Origin of the sequence: Larkinella sp. C7 (assembly GCF_006149005.1) — a bacterium.
GTDB lineage: Bacteria > Bacteroidota > Bacteroidia > Cytophagales > Spirosomataceae > Larkinella.
Genome location: NZ_VBSL01000015.1, coordinates 1 through 16,544 on the forward strand (window position 1 = coordinate 1; position 16,544 = coordinate 16,544).

Below are 16,544 nucleotides of genomic sequence, written 5' to 3' on the forward strand. Positions count from 1 at the left end.
CAGCACCGGGATTTACGTCCGCGGGGGCGGCCCCGACCAGAACCTGGTGATCATGGATGATGCCGTGGTGTATAACGCCAATCACCTGTTCGGCTTTTTCTCGGTTTTCAACGGCGACGCGCTCAAGAGTGTGGAGCTGATCAAAGGCGGTTTTCCGGCGCGCTACGGCGGGCGGCTGTCGTCGGTGATTGAGATGAACATGAAAGAGGGCAACAAGGAAAAACTCCACGGCGAAGGCGGAATTGGCCTGATTGCGTCGCGGCTGACGCTGGAAGGCCCGCTGACCAAAAAGAAATCGGGGGCGGGGTCGTCGTCGTTTCTGGTGTCGGCCCGCCGGACGTACCTGGATTTTGTGGCCCGGCCCCTCATCAAGCAACAATCCAATGGGGAGACGATAGCGGGTTATTACTTCTATGATCTGAATGCCAAAGCCAATTACGATTTCGGGCCGAAAAACAAGCTGTATCTGAGCGGTTATTTCGGCCAGGACCGGTTTTACGTCAACGACAAAAAAGAAGGCACTAACATTGGACTGAACTGGGGGAATGCCACGGCTACCTTGCGGTGGAATCATCTTATTTCCGAGAAAGCCTTCTCCAATACCTCGCTCATTTTCAGCAATTACAAATTTCAGATTTCATCTGATGAGTTGAATTTTCAGGATCAGGAGGCCTTTTCGCTACGCTACAGTTCGGGTATTCGGGATTTCTCGATCAAGCACGACGTCGATTTTTATCCGTCCCCCCAGCACTCCTTGCGGTTCGGTGTTCAGAGTACGTTTCACCGGTTTACGCCCAGCGCCGTGGTGTTGAAAAATACGGACATCAACCAGTTTAAGCAGGAAGTTGACGCCATTGATGTCCTGGAGTCGGGACTGTACGCGGAAGATAGCTGGCGACCAAACAGCCGCTGGCGAATCAACGGGGGACTGCGGCTGAGCCATTTCGTGCAGAAGCAGGTGAATTATTTCCGGCCCGAACCGCGCGTTTCGGCGGCTTATATCCTCAAGCCCAGTTTGTCGGTCAAGGCGTCGTATGCGCTGATGAACCAGTATGTGCATTTGCTGTCCAATACCGGAATCGGTTTGCCGACCGACTTGTGGGTGCCAACCACCGATCGGATCAAACCGCAGCAGTCCGAACAAATCGCGGTTGGGATTGCCAAAGATTTTGCGGATCAAGGCGCCACCCGGGGGCTCACCCTGACCGTCGAAGGTTATTACAAAACGATGAACAACATCATCAACTACCGCGAAGGAGCCAGCTTTTTATTACTCAATGACCCCACCTCGGCCGAAAAAGTGCGGTGGGAAGATAACGTAACCCGTGGAAAAGGATGGTCGTACGGAGCGGAAGTGTTGTTACAGAAGAAGGTCGGCCGGTTTTCAGGCTGGGTGGGCTATACCCTGTCGTGGACGCAGTGGCAGTTTGCCGAATTGAACTTTGGCCAGAAATTCTTCCCCCGTTACGACCGTCGGCACGATGCGTCCGTCGTTGGAATTTATGAAATCAGCCCCCGCATTACGCTATCCGGAACCTGGGTATACGGCACCGGCCAGGCCCTGACCGTGCCCACCAGCGAATACCAGGCCGCTACGCACCAACCCCTGTATGATTCCTACTACAGCAATAATACCCCTTATTTGAACTTATGGAATCAGGTTGAAGCATACGGTACCCAGAAGAACAGTTTCCGGGCCGAACCGTATCACCGCATGGATTTGAGTGTTCAGTTTCACAAAAAGAAAAAGTACCACGAACGCACCTGGGAATTCAGCGTGTATAACCTCTACAATCGCCGAAACCCGTTCTTTTACGGGCTCGATACCAAGGATCAGGGACAAGGGAAGCCCAGCAAAACCGTCTTGTACCGGTATTCCGTTTTCCCCGTTGTGCCATCGATCAGTTACAATTTCAAGTTCTGAAAACCGTATGAAAAACTGTATCGCTGTTTTGTGTTGCCTGAGCGGCCTGATGGCCTGCGAAAGTCTGAAGCAGGAAGTGGACCCGGCCCTGATCAATGCCGAAGCCGAGAAGATCGTCGTAGCCTGCTTCATTGCTCCGCAGGATACGGTATTGACGGCGGAGGTTTCTCTGTCGAAACCGGTTCTGGGCGAAAATAGCGGTTACGACAAGCGGGTGAGCAACGCCACCATTACCCTTTCGGATGGCGTTCGCTCGATTGTCTTCGAACGCCGTGACGGTAAATACCAGGGCCAATATTATTACGGGGCCGATCCGAAGAAGGTCCCCATTGTCGCTGGTCAACGGTATACATTGACGGTTCAAATCCCCGACGGCAGGAAAGTTGAAGCGGTTTGCACCGTTCCGAAGGCGGTTGCTCCCCGAGAAGTGGTACTGGATTCGATCCCAACTTTTGAGAATGGCTTTTCCGGTAAAGACTATTTTGTGCGCGTAAACTGGCAGGACCCGGCGGGTGAAGAAAATTTTTACCGGGTTGCCGGCACACTCAACTATTTACCGATCCGGCCTGACTATCCCAATGCCCCCGAACCCCAGTGGCAGTCTACGTTGATCGATTACCGTCGGAACAGCGAAACCCGCGACCTGACGGACGACCGGCAACGCGATGGCGAAATCCTGAGTTCAGCACGCGGTTTTTTAGGGATTTTCGGAGGCCGTCAACAAATCCTGTTCCAGTATTCCCAACGCGCCCACTGTACCATCGATCTGCTCCACGTCGATGCCAATTATTATCAGTATCAGGAGGCCGTTCTACGCCAGAGCCAAACCGGTGGCAATCCCTTTGCCGAACCGGTTCTGATTCCCACCAACATCCAGGGCGGTCTGGGCTGCTTCGGAGCCTATAACCGCTCGACGATTACAAAAATCCTGAAATAATCACGGCTACGCATCCAAAACCGGGCGGTTTTCGTACACAGCAATGCGAGGTAAGGTCATCGACATTGTCCGATAAATCGTATCTTGGATAACCGATTCATCATCAACGCGCTGCCGGATGAAACGCCTGCTGATCGTGCTGTGCCTGCTTGTTTCCGGCTTCAGCAGTCCGGGACAGGATCGGCATACCGTCAGCGGGACGGTTTTTGAAGAAAGCCGGGAAAATCCGCTGGCTGGTGTCAACGTTTACACGCCCGACAAAACCACCGGCACAACAACTGATCTGAACGGTTTTTTCACCCTGACCCTTCCGGGTAACGACAGTCTGACACTGGTTTTTTCTTTCGTAGGTTATCAAACGGTAACCAAAACTGTCTCGCTCCGAACTCCGCAGTCGCTCGTGGTTTTCCTGCCGGTCGGGCAAACGCTTCGGGAATTGACAGTTCTTTCAGCAGCGAGTCAGCCCATCATCAGCCGCATTCCGCAAATGAGCCAGCTCAGCATTTCGGGCGGGCAAATCGAAAAAATACCGGCTTTGCTCGGCGAAAAAGACGTTTTGCGGGTTTTACAACTCCTGCCGGGCGTGCAGAAAGGCTCCGAAGGCACGACCGGCATTTACGTACGGGGGGGCGGCCCCGACCAGAATCTGATTCTCCTCGACGATGCGGTGCTCTACAATTCCGGCCATTTGCTGGGCTTTTTTTCGGCCTTCAACGGCAGCGTCGTCCGGAACGTCGAACTGACCAAAGGCGGTTTTCCGGCGCGGTATGGCGGGCGGCTGTCGTCGGTCATCGAAGTGACGACGAAAGAAGGTAACAAGGAAAAACGGGTTGGGGAAGCGAGTCTGGGGCTGGTGGCTTCGCGCCTGCTGCTGGAAGGGCCGCTCGGCAAAAAACAGTCGGCGAAGCACCCGGCTACCTTTCTGGTGGCGGGTCGCCGGACTTACATCGATCTCGTCACGCGCCCGTTTGCCGCATCCTCCCAATCGGAGTCGCCCCGGAACAGCACCTATTTTTACGATCTGAATGCCCGGTTGAACTACCGATTGAACGGCAATGACCAGCTGTTCCTGAGCGGTTATTGGGGCCGGGATGCGTTTTTCAACCGCCAGCAGTCTGGTAATAGCCCGTTGCAGGGAAGCCTTACCTGGCGCAATGCAACGGCAACGCTCCGCTGGACTCACGCGGTTTCCGAACGTTGGTTGGCCAATCTCTCGCTCGTTTACAATCAATACCGCCTGGCAGTTGCCAATGAAAGCGGCAGGCGCGATACGTCGGTCCTTCGGTATTCACTCCGCTACCGCTCCGGGATTCGGGATTTATCCCTGAAATATGCCGTCGACTATTTCCCGGAAAACCACCACTTTCGGGTCGGAATCCAAAGCACACAACACCGGTTTACTCCCGGAGCCGTGGTGACAACGGGCGATGTCGACCCGGCCTCGTCCCGGCTTTTCATCGACGTGCTGGAATCGGGGCTGTATGCCGAAGATACCTGGAAACCGGCTTCCCGCTGGAATTTGAATGCCGGTTTTCGACTCAGCCATTTCCTGTTGCTCCGAACGGGTTCGGTTGGTGGAAAGTCGGTCGAGCAGCCCGAAATTCCCGGGCCGCGCACCGGAGGTCGGCCGGTTCAGTATTTTCGGCCTGAACCCCGGCTGTCGATGGCTTACCAGATCGATAGTACGACCTCGCTGAAATTGTCGTACGCGCTGATGACGCAGTATACGCACCTGTTGTCGAACAATGGCGCCGGTTTGCCCGCCGACCTCTGGATTCCGACCACCGACCGGATTCGTCCGCAACAGGCCCAACAGCTCGCGGTCGGTTTAGCGAAAGACTTTATTCACCCCGAAAAAACCACCCGCAACCTGACGCTGACGCTCGAAGGCTATTACAAACGCCTGAAAAACAGCATCAGCTACGCCGAAGGCGCGAGTTTTCTGACCACCGAACCCGCGCAAACCACCGAAGCCAAACCCTGGGAAAGCAACATTACGGCCGGCCGGGGCTGGGCCTACGGGAGCGAAGTGCTTTTGCAGAAAAAAAACGGGCGGTTTTCCGGCTGGGCGGGCTACACGCTTTCCTGGACGTGGTGGCAGTTTCCGGCCCTGAATGGGGGCGTGAAATTTCATCCGCGCTACGACCGGCGTCACGATGCCTCGTTGGTGGGTCTCTACGAACTCAAACCCGGCATTACGCTATCCGGTACCTGGGTTTACGGAACCGGACAGGCACTGACGTTGCCCATTTCCCGGTTTTCCGGCTATGAAAACCGCCCCGCTTCTGCGGTGAACTCCGGCAATCCGCAACAGCAGTTGTTCGGAACGGCACCCAACGTCAAGGAATACGGCCCGCGAAACGGGTTTCGGGCGGAGGCTTATCACCGGCTGGATGTCGGTTGCCGGTTTTACAAACAGCGAAAACACTTTGCCCGAACCTGGGAAGTCGGGGTCTACAACCTGTATAACCGCCGGAATCCCTTTTACTATTCGCTGGAAGGCAAAGACCAGGGGGCGGGCAAACATTCCAAAAGCGTGCTGTACAAATATTCGCTATTCCCGGCGGTGCCGTCGGTCAGTTATACGGTTTCATTTTGAAGACAAGGGTATGAAAAAGTTTGGATGGCTTCTTGGTATTTTGGGGTTGGTTTCCTGCCAGAATCTGCGGCAGGAAGTGCAACCGCAGCAACTGGCAGACCAACCGGTCAAACTGCTGGTGGCCTGTTTTATATCCCCCCAGGACACCGTACTGGCGGCCAAAGTGGCCCGTTCCCGCCCGATTCTGGACGATGAAACGGTGACCAATCTGGAGATTGCCAACGCAACCGTGACGCTGCAAACCGGCTCCCGCAGCATTGTCCTGACCTATCACCCCCGGCTCCGTTATTACCGGGCTTCCCCGAACCAGTTCCCGATTCGGGTCGGAGAGACTTATCAGTTAAGCATACAAACGCCGGATGGACAATCGGTGGAAGCCAGCACCACGGTACCCGAAGCGGTTTCGTTGCAGCAGGTCCGGCTGGATTCGGAAGTGGTTCTGGAAAACGATCAGGTGCGAAAACGGTTTTTCGCGCGGTATGCCTGGTCCGACCGTCCCGGCCAAACCGGTTATTACCAAACGGAAGGAATCGTCACTTACCACTGTTTCGGCTGTTCGCCCGAAAAGACGATCCGCGAACCGGTTCGGTTTGTTGGGCAACAGGGGTTGTATACCGATCGGGAAAGCAAGGGCGGGCGGATGGTTTCTGATCCCGGCTACATCGGCGCTTCGATTCCGTCCAACCAGCCTTTTTTTCCGACGCTGTTCAGCAAACCGTTTGTGTTGACAGCCGATTTGCGTCATCTGAATGCCGATTATTACCGGTATCACCAAGCTCTGCTACGGCAACAAGAGGTGGAAAGCAATCCATTTGCCGAACCCGTACCGATCCCGACCAACATCCGGGGCGGTTTAGGTTGCTTCGGCGCTTACAGCCGCTCGACACAGACGGTTATACTGCAATAAAAAAGACCTGCAAGAATTACTTACAGGTCTGATTTATCAGGTAAAGCGTGTGGTATTTACGCGCTTTGCTCGTTGCTGTTCATCACTTCCGTCTGCTTCCGGATCGACTCCATGTGGATGATCTTGAAGATTTCTTCCACCAGTTCCGGATACAGGCCCATTTTCTGGCCCTGCTTTGCGCGCGTTTCGTGTACTTCTTTCCAACGATCGGGCTGGAAGACGGTTACGTTGTTTTCGCGCTTGTATTCGGCCAGTTTCTCGACGAGGGCCATGCGGGCGGCCAGCATCTCGACCAGTTGCCGGTCCACGTTATCGATTTTGCTCCGGATTTGCTCCATGGCACCCTGGAATTCGATGTTTTGCGAATCCACTTTGCGGATGTGCAGGTGCTCCAGCATTTGGCCGAAAGCCGCCGGCGTCAGTTGTTGAGCCGCGTCGCTCCAGGCATTGTCCGGATCGATGTGCGACTCGACGATCAGACCGTCGTAGTTCAGATCCATCTGCATTTGTGCCAGTTCCTGCAAATACGCGCGCTTGCCGGCCATGTGGCTCGGATCGCCGATGATGGGCAGGTTCGGGAACATCGATTTCAGTTCGATCGCAATTTGCCACAGCGGAATGTTGCGGTATTTCGAAGCCTCACCGGTAGAGAAACCTCGGTGAATTGCGCCCAGTTTGGTGATACCCGCTCCGGCAATCCGTTCGAAGGCCCCAATCCAGAGGGCGAGATCCGGGTTAATTGGATTTTTTACCAATACCGGTACGTCGACACCACGCAGTGCATCCGCAATTTCCTGTACATTAAAAGGGTTTACCGTCGTGCGGGCACCGACCCACAGGATGTCGACACCGTATTTCAACGCCAGTTCGATGTGCTCGGGGGTGGCGACTTCCACCGCAAACGGCAACCCGGTTTCGGCTTTGGCGCGCTGAATCCACGGCAAAGCCGCTTCTCCCATGCCTTCAAAGCTGCCAGGGCGTGTGCGGGGCTTCCATACACCGGCACGAATGACATGAACCGCACCCAATTGAGCCAACTGGCGGGCGGTTTCAACTAATTGCTCTTCGGTTTCGGCGCTGCACGGCCCCGATATAATGAGCGGTTTTCCGTTCGTCTCTATCCAGCTATTCAGCGGCAGGACTTCTAAACTTGGCTTCATACTCGTACTCAATCGTTTAATACTCCTATTACTCTACCGGGAACTTTTTATTAAAAAATTTTAGTATATTAGCTGTAGATACAGGCGTTTTCAGTTAACTTTACATCCCTTTTGCGCTGACAACAAAACGAGGTCAAAACAAGTTTATAGGTCAGTGTTAGGAATACCGAAAACAAGTTTTAACTTTCGGATCACAAGTTGGTGCATCAGACAGTGATTATGTCAAACCGAAGTTCTTCTTCTATGCCAACGATTGTTCAGCGGGCCACAACCACCAAGTCCGTCTCGTTTGAAGACACATCGATTGCCTTCTCTTCCCAGTCTAACGGGAAACTTCGTAAAACGTATTGGTTATTTGCGTTGATGAATCAAGGTTGGCTGGTAAATTTAGGCACTTTTTTTATCAAACTGGCATTCAAACTTCAACTTCCCGTAAAAAAACTCATTAAGAGTACGATTTTCGAGCAGTTCTGTGGGGGCGAAACCATCCGCGATTGTGAAAAAACCATCCAAAAACTGCACAGCGGGCGCGTCGGCACTATTTTGGATTATTCCGTTGAAGGGGAAGACAATGAAGCGTCTTTCGACGAAACGGTTCTGGAAATTCTGCGAACCATCGAGCGCGCCAGTGAATCGAACGACATTCCGTTTTGCGTTTTCAAAGTTACCGGAATCGGTTCTACCGACCTGCTGGAAAAAGCCCAGTCCGGAACGGAATTGAGTGATGAAGAACAGGATGCCTACGAACGAATTCGGCAACGGGTCGATATCCTCTGCAAAAGAGCCAGCGAGCGCAGCGTCCGGATTTTTATCGACGCCGAAGAAAGCTGGATTCAGGATACCATCGACAAGCTGGCCTACGAAATGATGGACCGGTATAACCACCAGCAATGTATTGTCTACAATACGTACCAGTTGTATCGCTCCGACAGTTTCGATAACCTGAAAAAAAGCACGCAAATGGCCCGTTCCAAAGGCTACTTTCTGGGTGCTAAACTCGTACGGGGTGCCTACATTGAGAAAGAACGCATTCAGGCCCACGAAGGAGAATACCTCGACCCAATCCACCACACAAAAGCCGAAACCGACCGCGATTTCAACCAGTCCGTCGAGTTTTGCCTCGATAACCGTGATACCGTGTCGATTTGTCTTGGGACCCACAACGAATACAGTTGCCATTATTGCATCAACCGGATGCAGGAACTCCGGATTGCACCCAACGATACGCACATCTGGTTTGCCCAGTTGCTGGGCATGAGCGACAATATTTCATACAATCTGGCATATGCCGGCTACAACGTGGCCAAATACGTTCCCTACGGCCCCGTTGAAGCCGTAATGCCTTACTTATTCCGCCGGGCCGCCGAAAACAAGTCGATTGCCGGACAAAGCAGCCGTGAGTATCTCCTCGTGAAGAATGAGTTGAAACGTCGGAAAAGCTGTCAAAAATAAGTAGATAGACCGATTTTAGGAGCTTTACACTCCAAAACCGTCACCCGGCTGGCCGCTGACCAAGTCTGACCAACCGGGTGATTTTTATGTTATAAGTCATGGTAAAGAAAAGTCCGCTTAAGTTTTTTTTATTAAGTCTGTTGTTAATCGCAATCGATCAGTCTTCCAAACTCCTGGTGCATTTCAATATGGAACCGGGGTTTGCGGGGCAGATCCGATTGGTTGGTGACTGGCTTAAACTGCATTACGTTCTGAATCCAGGCATGGCCTTTGGCATGCAGCTGGGCCACGAATACGGCAAATTGCTGCTGAGTTTGTTCCGCTTGGTGGCCATGGCCGGCATTGGCTGGTATCTGGTGCATCTGGCCCACCGGGGTGCTCCCAACGGGCTGTTGTGGGCCATGGCGATGATTCTGGCCGGTGCCGTAGGCAACGTCATCGACAGCACGTTCTACGGTGTTTTTCTCGATAATGCGCCCTATGGTTCCACCACGCCCTGGTTTCACGGGCAGGTCATCGACATGGTTTTTGTAGATGTCTGGGAGGGCTTTTTGCCCGAATGGATACCGATCTGGGGCGGACAATACTATTCGACCCCGATCTTTAACATTGCGGATTCCTGCATTTTCGTCGGCGTCTGTATCATCCTGTTTTTTCAACGCCGGTTTTTCCGGGAGCAACACGAAGAGGATGGCCTGCTGCCCGACGATCTGTCGCCCGATACGGCGTCGGTGCTTCCCGCCAGCGAGTTTGACGAAACGACGCCCACCGACTCCGATGCAACGGAAAAAGATCCCGATCCGGTTTCAACCGACGATCCGCAATCCAGCCCGCAACGCCCCCGAAACTCGCCGGAAGACAGCCCCCACGGACTGTAGTTTCATAATTGGGACTGGGGCATTCCTATTGGCGGCTGCTGGTTTGTTTCTCTTCCAGCGGTGTGAAGTCCTTGAACATTTGCTTCAGGGCTTTGTCACTTGCTTCCGACTTGCTTCTCCAGGCAGCATCCAACTCCAGGGCAACCAGCCCGGAAAGGCTCAGTGCTGCGCGAAAATCGTCCAGTTTCCGCACAAAATCCTGGTTCCGGCGCGTGGCCTTCAACGCAAACTCCCGTGCAAAGACATCGCCTTTATTCTGTAGTTCACTTTTTTTGCTCATCACGTAATTAAACCGGTCGAGCAGATCTTTCATCGATTTTCCAATTACTTCCGTAGCCTCCAGCGTTCCCATCGTCAAAACCGCCGTTCCGCCCACCGCCGAAACATAGCGCAAATTGGTTTGAACCGTTGTGCTTTTGTTATTGGCAATAACGGCGGGAGTTACGCCCGTTACGGCACCCAGCGATGCATTGGCAACCGAACGATTTCGCTTCCCTTTTTTGGCGCGCCGGTAGCTTTTTTTCAGTTCTTCTTCTTTCTCGCCCAACTGCTCCAGTAAATTCCAGGCCGTCACCAAAGCCTGACGGTATTGTGCGTAAAAATAGCGGTCTTTTTCATCTTCGTTAACCGCATTGTAGATCGTAAAATTGATTTTACGCTCTGCCCGGTTCTGGCCTTTATCCAGGGCAAAAAACACGATCTGAAACGCCAGTGAATCAAACGGGTCCTTGACGAAATCATAACCGGGTTTCCAGATGAATTCATAATTGGTTTCGGTATTTTTCCGCAGCGCGCTCTTCGGTACCTCCTGACTTTCCGACAGAAAATCGAAGGTGGTAATGTCGTCGTCGCCGTTGGGATCACCCAGGTAAAACTTCAGGTTGACTGTGGCATTTTCCTTGATCTTTACCCGCGGTTCTTCCGGGATCAGGGTAATTTCCGGCGGCACATCCATCTGGGTTACTTCCACTTTCAAACGCCCTTTCGTCCGGGATTTGGCGGGTTGATCTTCGACCCAGAACTCAATGTATTGCCCCTTGTTGGCCCTCAAATGGTTGAACTGGTTGAGAGATAACTGCCATGTAAATTCGCCCTGCGCCGTCAGTTTCGAACTCTCCGGCATCTGGTCGGCAATGGGAATAAAAACTACGGGATCATTGTCTTCATCGCGAACGGCAGCCGCATCGATTTTATAAACATTCTGCGTTTTGTTGCGAACGTAAAAAGGCCGCAAATCACCAATAATCGGCGGTCGGTTGACATGCTGTACTTTAATGTCGACCGACTGCGTGGCGGTTTCGCCCTGCTTATTGCGAATTTCGAAAATCAGCGGAATGCTTTTGGTTGTATTGATCCGGTCGGCTAGGTCAAAGCCCGGTGTCCACCGGAAGTGGCCCGTCGAGTCCAGCGTCATTCCTTCCATCTGTCCCTGCTTAATGGCATAGGTCACCGAATCGGTCTTGCTGCCCCCGGCTCTGATCAGCACATCGATGGTCTGGCCTTCTGAGACGACATTCCAGTTCGCGTTTTGCCGGTCCAACTGATGAGGTAGGATTATTTGAAGAGATTTAGCTTCCTGCGCTAAAGCGGTCAGTCTGGTTAAGATTACGAATAAAGTAACTATACTCCCTATTTTTTGAAACATGAGGAATCGTCACCGATGGTTTGTAAGTGTAACGTAAAAATAATAGATAGATTTCATGGAAACCGTAAACACAACGTATAATTGATGAAACGATTCTCAATGCACCACCTTTTTTGTACTAATTTAAGAAAAAGTTGACGCACGATTTCGTTCAATTTAAGGTCTGCGGGTGGCTGATAAACAAAAAGCCGCCCATTGCTGGACGGCTTCCGTTCTCTTGATGGTATCGGTTAGTTTTTCTTCGGAGCGGGAGTCGTCGGTTTTGCCGTCGTTGGATTGGCTGCCGGCTGTGCCGCGGCCTGTTTCGACGGAAGAGCAACCCCCATCTTTTTAAACACCAACTCCGTCACATCGTTTTCCTCGGGGGCATAGAGCAGAACCGGAATCGTACCGGAACCTGCATCGAGGTTAAAAATGAACGTAAAGCCGCTCTCTTTGGCAACCGCGTCGATGTTCTTCTGGATTTTTTGCATCACCGGGTTGACCAACTGGTTGTATTTCGTTTGCAACTGGGTCGACGAGTTTGCCTGGAACTCCTGAATCCGCTGCTGCAGTCCCTGCAATTCCTTTTCTTTATCCGCTTTGATCAAATCAGACATCTGGGCCTGACCCTTCTCGTAAGCAGCCAGTTTGTCCTGAAATTCTTTGGACATTTCCTGGTAATTTTTCTCCAACTGCGTACGCTGAATGGTAATCTGGTTCTGAATATCTTTGCTTTCCGGCATATTTTGCAGGATGTATTCCATATTCGTATAACCAATCTTCACAGAAGCCGTCGGGGCCGCTGTCGTGGCCGGTTGTTGCGCCTGTGCCCACACCTGGCTACCTCCTAATAGCAGAGTTACTGCCAGTGCAATGAGTTTGTTTTTCATTTCTACCTCGTTATTTTGGTTGTTTTGTAGGTTTACTGGTATTAGATTTAGAATTGCCCGCCGGGTTTAATTCCTTCTCCGGCGGATTGGTACTCACGGGTTCGGACGCCGGGGCGTTTTTGGCTTTCTGATCGGCCGTCAACCCCAACTCTTCCATGACGTAGTCGGTGTAATCGTGCTTCGGATTGGTAAAAAGCAGGACAACCCCTTCGCTGGCTTTATCGAGCACCATGTCCAGTCGTTTCTGAGCCGCCACTTTGTCGATGGCCCGGATCACGGTTTCGGTCACGGGTTTCATCAGGTCTTTCTTTTTCTCAAACAACAAGCCCTCGTACCCAAACACTTTGTTGTTATACTCCCGTGCTTCGCGCTCTTTATCGCTAATGATCCGCAACCGATCCCGCTTCATGTCTTCCGTCAGCAGGATTTCTTCGGCCTGATAGGTCTTTTGCAATTTGTCGATCTCCGAATATTTATCCTGAATATCCTTCGACCATTTCTCGGCAAATTTGTCGATCTCCGTCAGCGCTTTCTGGTAAGCAGGCATTTTGCTCGTAATAAATTCCGAGTCAACATACCCAATTTTTTGCGCCTGTACCGACCCAAAAGCCGAAAAGGAGAGCAAAGTTACAAAAATAAGTCCTTTTTTCATGACATTTTTTGAAACAAAACCAGTGTGCTTCGACATTATTTTATTCTGCATGAACCCATTACGGTCAACGAGTTACCTGTTTTGCATCTCCTAATAACGTCTCAAAGCCCGATTTCTTATCTGATCTGCTGCCCAATTGTAAAGTGGAATTGACCGCCCGGTCCGACGCGGGTCGGTGATCCCGGCATCCGGTCGAAACCGTAACCATAGTCAATTCCGATCAACCCAAAGGCGGGCATGAAGATCCGTGCCCCTGCACCCACCGACCGTTTCAGGTCAAACGGATTGTAGCTTTTGAAGCTTCCCCAGTTATTTCCTGCCTCCAGGAAGGTCAGAACGAAAATCGTTGCCGACGGGTTCAGCGAGACCGGATACCGGAGTTCCATCACGTATTTGCTGAACGCCAAACCGCCCTGCGACCGTTCCAATGGGGTGGGTGAAACACCGTTCAGACCCGTGTAGACATCGCGGTCATTGTACCCGCGCAAACCGATGATGTCCTGGGCGAGCGCAAACTGTCCTGTACCAGCCAAACCTGAACCACCCAACACAAACCGCTCAAAAGGACTGAAAACCGTCCGGTTGTTATACCGCCCCAGGAAGCCCATGTGGGCGCGGGCATTCAGAACCAGTTTACCGGTTACGGTGGCAAACCAACTGGCATCGAACATCCACTTGTGGTATTCAACCCACTTGTACCGGTCTTTCACGTCCACATTCGCATTTGTGGTCTTGTTCGAGAACGCCGAGTAAGGCGGGGTGAAGGTGGCCAGCAGGGAGATCGACGAACCCGACCGGGGGAACTGCGGATTATCGATGCTGTTCCGGGCCAGGGTGCTGTTGAAGGTGATGCTATTGGATGTACCGTCGCGCAGACCGATGCCGAAAATATCGTAGTTGTTCAATTCATACCGCTGGTAGGTCAGCGAATTGCTCAACTGGAAAAAGTCATCCGGGAAACGCAATCGGCGGCCCAGACCCAGAGAAATCATGGTGTTTCCGTAAGATCCCAGGAAGTTTTTACCGTAAGCACTCGGATTGGTATACAACTGGTTATAATCCGAAATGCGATAGACCGTGCGCGACAAACTCACCGAGAACGAGTTAGGCCGTTTTCCACCCAGCCACGGTTCGGTAAACGTCAGTGAGTAGGTCTGGAACTGCCGTCCGTTGGCCTGAAAACGCAGGGCCAGTTTCTGCCCGTCACCCGCTGGCAACGGCCGCCAGGCTTTCATGTTGGTGATGTTGCGCGCCGAGAAGTTGTTGAACACCAGACCCAGCGTACCGACAAATCCGACGTAACCACCCCAGCCACCGGACAATTCAATCTGGTCACTCGGTTTTTCTTCGACCGTATATTCAATGTCTACCGTGCCATCGGGCTGTGGAACCGGGTTGATGCCGATCTTTTCCGGATCGAAATAACCAAGTGTCGACAATTCGCGCTGTGTCCGGATGATGTCGGTTTTACTGAACTTCTGACCGGGCAGTGTCCGGATTTCCCGCAACACGACGTGGTCACTGGTTTTGGTGTTTCCGTTCAGGATGATCCGGTTGATGGTGGCCTGCTTGCCTTCAAAAATCCGGAATTCAATGTCGAGCGAATCGCCTTCCACGCTTTTGATCACGTCTTCGGCGTTGAAATACAGGTACCCGCGGTCCATGTAAGCTGAACTCAGGTCACTGCCGGGAATCCCGTTTTTCTTTTTCTCAATGTCTTCTTTGCTGTATACATCGCCTTTTTTCAGCCCCAGAACCTGCGTCAACTGTTCGTCGGTATACAGGTAATTGCCTTCCCAGCTAATGGTGCGAACGTAGTATTTCTGCCCCTCGTCAATGTTCATGATGATATTGACGGTCCGGTCGTCGTGGGCGTAGACCGAGTCGAAGGTGACGGCGGCATCCCGGTAGCCCTCTTTGTTGTAAAACTCGACAATCTTCTGTTTGTCTTCTTCAAATTTCTTCGGAACGAACTTGGAAGGCGTAAACAGGCGGCCAAACCGCATCTGCTTGGTACCTTTCATTTTCATCCGGATTTTCGACTCGTCCACCAGTTCCCGGCCGCGAATCTCGATGTTGTTAATCTTGACCTTGCTTCCCTTGTCGATCGACACCCGCATGGTAGCCTGGTTGCGGGTGCTATCGGTTGGCACCGACAGGATTTTCACTTTCGTGTTCAGGTAGCCTTTCTCAACGAAATACTTCTTGACACTCAGTTGCGTATTTTTGATTAACGTGTTGGAAATCAGACGCCCCAGGTTCAATTTTATCTTGTCCTTCAGCGCGTCCTGTTCTGATTTTTTAATCCCGACGAACGTTACCTTGTACAGGCGGGGTTGCTCTTTGATCGATACATTGAGGGTTACCTGCGAACCGTCGACTTTGGTGGCCAGGATCTCGACATCTTCGAGCAGTCCCTGTCCCATCAGACGTTTGATGGCTCCGTTGATGGCTTCGCCCGGAATCCGGATTTTATCACCGACTTTCAAACCCGTCAGCGAGAGCAGGGAGTTGGGATCGAGGTATTTGTTTCCGGTTACGGTAAGCCCTTCAATTTCGTACTCTTTCGGATCGGCGTAGTTCAGCTCGATGAGGGAAGGCGTTGAGGAGATTGGCGACTGGCCCGTCGTAATACGTCCGCCCCCGAATCCCGGCCGAACCTGCGCCTGCGCCGACAGCGCGATGAACAGCGTCAGCGAGACCACTCCCGCCAAAAATCGTTTCCTGCTCAAAAATACCAAGGTGGTAGGAGTTCCTTTCATACGTCACTTTACGAGTTGTTCACTGGTTTTTCCAAAACGCCGTTCACGGTTCTGATAAGTCAGAATCGCTTCCCACAAATGTGGTTTACGGAAATCGGGCCACAACACGTCATTAATAATATAGAGTTCTGCGTAAGCCAATTGCCAGAGCATAAAATTGCTGATGCGGTGATCGCCACCCGTCCGGATCATCAGATCGACCTCGTCGATGCCTTCGGTTGCCAGCGCGCCGGCAAACACGTCTTCATTGATCTGGTCGGGCGTCAGGGTTCCGTCCTGTACCTGTCGGGCCAGCTTTTTAGTGGCTTCCAGAATATCCCATTTTCCGCTGTAACTCAACGCCAGATTCAAATTCAGGCCGTCGTTATTCTCCGTCAACCGCATGGCTTCGATCAGTTCCGACCGGCAATCTTTGGGTAACGTACTGATGCTGCCAATGGCCGTTAACCGAACGTTGTTTTCCATCAAGGTAGGAACTTCGCCCCGGATGGTGTGCACCAGCAGGTGCATCAGCGCATCGATTTCCATCTTGGGACGGCTCCAGTTTTCGGTGGAAAAAGTATAGAGTGTCAGGTACTTCACGCCCAATTCTGCACATCCTTCGGTTACTTCTCTGACGGCTTTGATTGCATTCCGATGGCCGAACACCCGTGCAGCTCCCTGCTTTTTGGCCCAGCGTCCATTTCCGTCCATGATAACGGCGATGTGTCGGGGCAGATTGCTCAGGTCAATGAGTTCTTTCATTCAGCCGGATTC

At 52.3% G+C, this 16,544-nt stretch carries 12 protein-coding genes; 6 read left to right on the forward strand and 6 right to left on the reverse strand.

Going from position 1 to position 16,544, the window contains the following annotated elements; genetic code table 11:
• The 4 genes from FH871_RS25900 to FH871_RS25915 form a co-directional block, all read left to right on the forward strand.
• Window positions 1-1,924 (forward strand): TonB-dependent siderophore receptor (locus FH871_RS25900; RefSeq protein ID WP_138994327.1); only part of this gene is annotated, 1,924 nt, incomplete at its 5' end.
• Window positions 1,925-1,931: 7 nt separating this feature from the next.
• Window positions 1,932-2,861, forward strand: a complete 930-nt coding sequence (locus tag FH871_RS25905) for a DUF4249 domain-containing protein (RefSeq protein WP_138994328.1) — start codon at window positions 1,932-1,934, stop codon at window positions 2,859-2,861.
• A 118-nt stretch (window positions 2,862-2,979) separates the two neighbouring features.
• Window positions 2,980-5,460 (forward strand): TonB-dependent receptor, encoded by a 2,481-nt coding sequence (locus FH871_RS25910; RefSeq protein ID WP_138994329.1) that lies wholly within the window; start codon window positions 2,980-2,982, stop codon window positions 5,458-5,460.
• 10 nt (window positions 5,461-5,470) lie between these two features.
• Window positions 5,471-6,367 (forward strand): DUF4249 domain-containing protein, encoded by an 897-nt coding sequence (locus FH871_RS25915; protein WP_138994330.1) that lies wholly within the window; start codon window positions 5,471-5,473, stop codon window positions 6,365-6,367.
• Window positions 6,368-6,423: 56 nt separating this feature from the next.
• Here FH871_RS25915 and FH871_RS25920 read toward each other — a convergent pair whose 3' ends face one another.
• Window positions 6,424-7,527, reverse strand: coding sequence for a chorismate mutase (locus tag FH871_RS25920; RefSeq protein WP_138994331.1), 1,104 nt, complete (start codon window positions 7,525-7,527; stop codon window positions 6,424-6,426).
• A 243-nt stretch (window positions 7,528-7,770) separates the two neighbouring features.
• Here FH871_RS25920 and FH871_RS25925 point away from each other — a divergent pair, with 243 nt between their 5' ends.
• Window positions 7,771-8,979 (forward strand): proline dehydrogenase family protein, encoded by a 1,209-nt coding sequence (locus FH871_RS25925; RefSeq protein ID WP_229317579.1) that lies wholly within the window; start codon window positions 7,771-7,773, stop codon window positions 8,977-8,979.
• Between the two features lie 98 nt (window positions 8,980-9,077).
• Entirely contained in the window at window positions 9,078-9,857 is a 780-nt protein-coding gene (locus tag FH871_RS25930; RefSeq protein ID WP_138994333.1) for a lipoprotein signal peptidase, read from the forward strand.
• Window positions 9,858-9,882: 25 nt separating this feature from the next.
• Here FH871_RS25930 and FH871_RS25935 read toward each other — a convergent pair whose 3' ends face one another.
• The 5 genes from FH871_RS25935 to FH871_RS25955 all read right to left on the reverse strand — a co-directional run bounded on the left by FH871_RS25935 (window position 9,883) and on the right by FH871_RS25955 (window position 16,532).
• Window positions 9,883-11,502, reverse strand: a complete 1,620-nt coding sequence (locus FH871_RS25935) for a hypothetical protein (protein WP_138994334.1) — start codon at window positions 11,500-11,502, stop codon at window positions 9,883-9,885.
• A 230-nt stretch (window positions 11,503-11,732) separates the two neighbouring features.
• Window positions 11,733-12,374 carry an OmpH family outer membrane protein gene (locus FH871_RS25940; RefSeq protein WP_114406791.1) on the reverse strand — a complete coding sequence of 214 codons (642 nt, stop codon included), beginning with the start codon at window positions 12,372-12,374 and terminating at the stop codon, window positions 11,733-11,735.
• Window positions 12,375-12,384: 10 nt separating this feature from the next.
• The gene (locus FH871_RS25945) at window positions 12,385-13,026 is read right to left on the reverse strand and encodes an OmpH family outer membrane protein (protein ID WP_138994335.1); all 642 of its coding nucleotides are present in this window, start codon (window positions 13,024-13,026) and stop codon (window positions 12,385-12,387) included.
• A 116-nt stretch (window positions 13,027-13,142) separates the two neighbouring features.
• Complete coding sequence (gene bamA, locus FH871_RS25950; protein WP_138994336.1) at window positions 13,143-15,788, reverse strand: outer membrane protein assembly factor BamA; 2,646 nt, start codon at window positions 15,786-15,788, stop codon at window positions 13,143-13,145.
• Between the two features lie 3 nt (window positions 15,789-15,791).
• Window positions 15,792-16,532, reverse strand: a complete 741-nt coding sequence (locus FH871_RS25955) for an isoprenyl transferase (RefSeq protein WP_138994337.1) — start codon at window positions 16,530-16,532, stop codon at window positions 15,792-15,794.
• Window positions 16,533-16,544 lie beyond the last annotated feature (12 nt).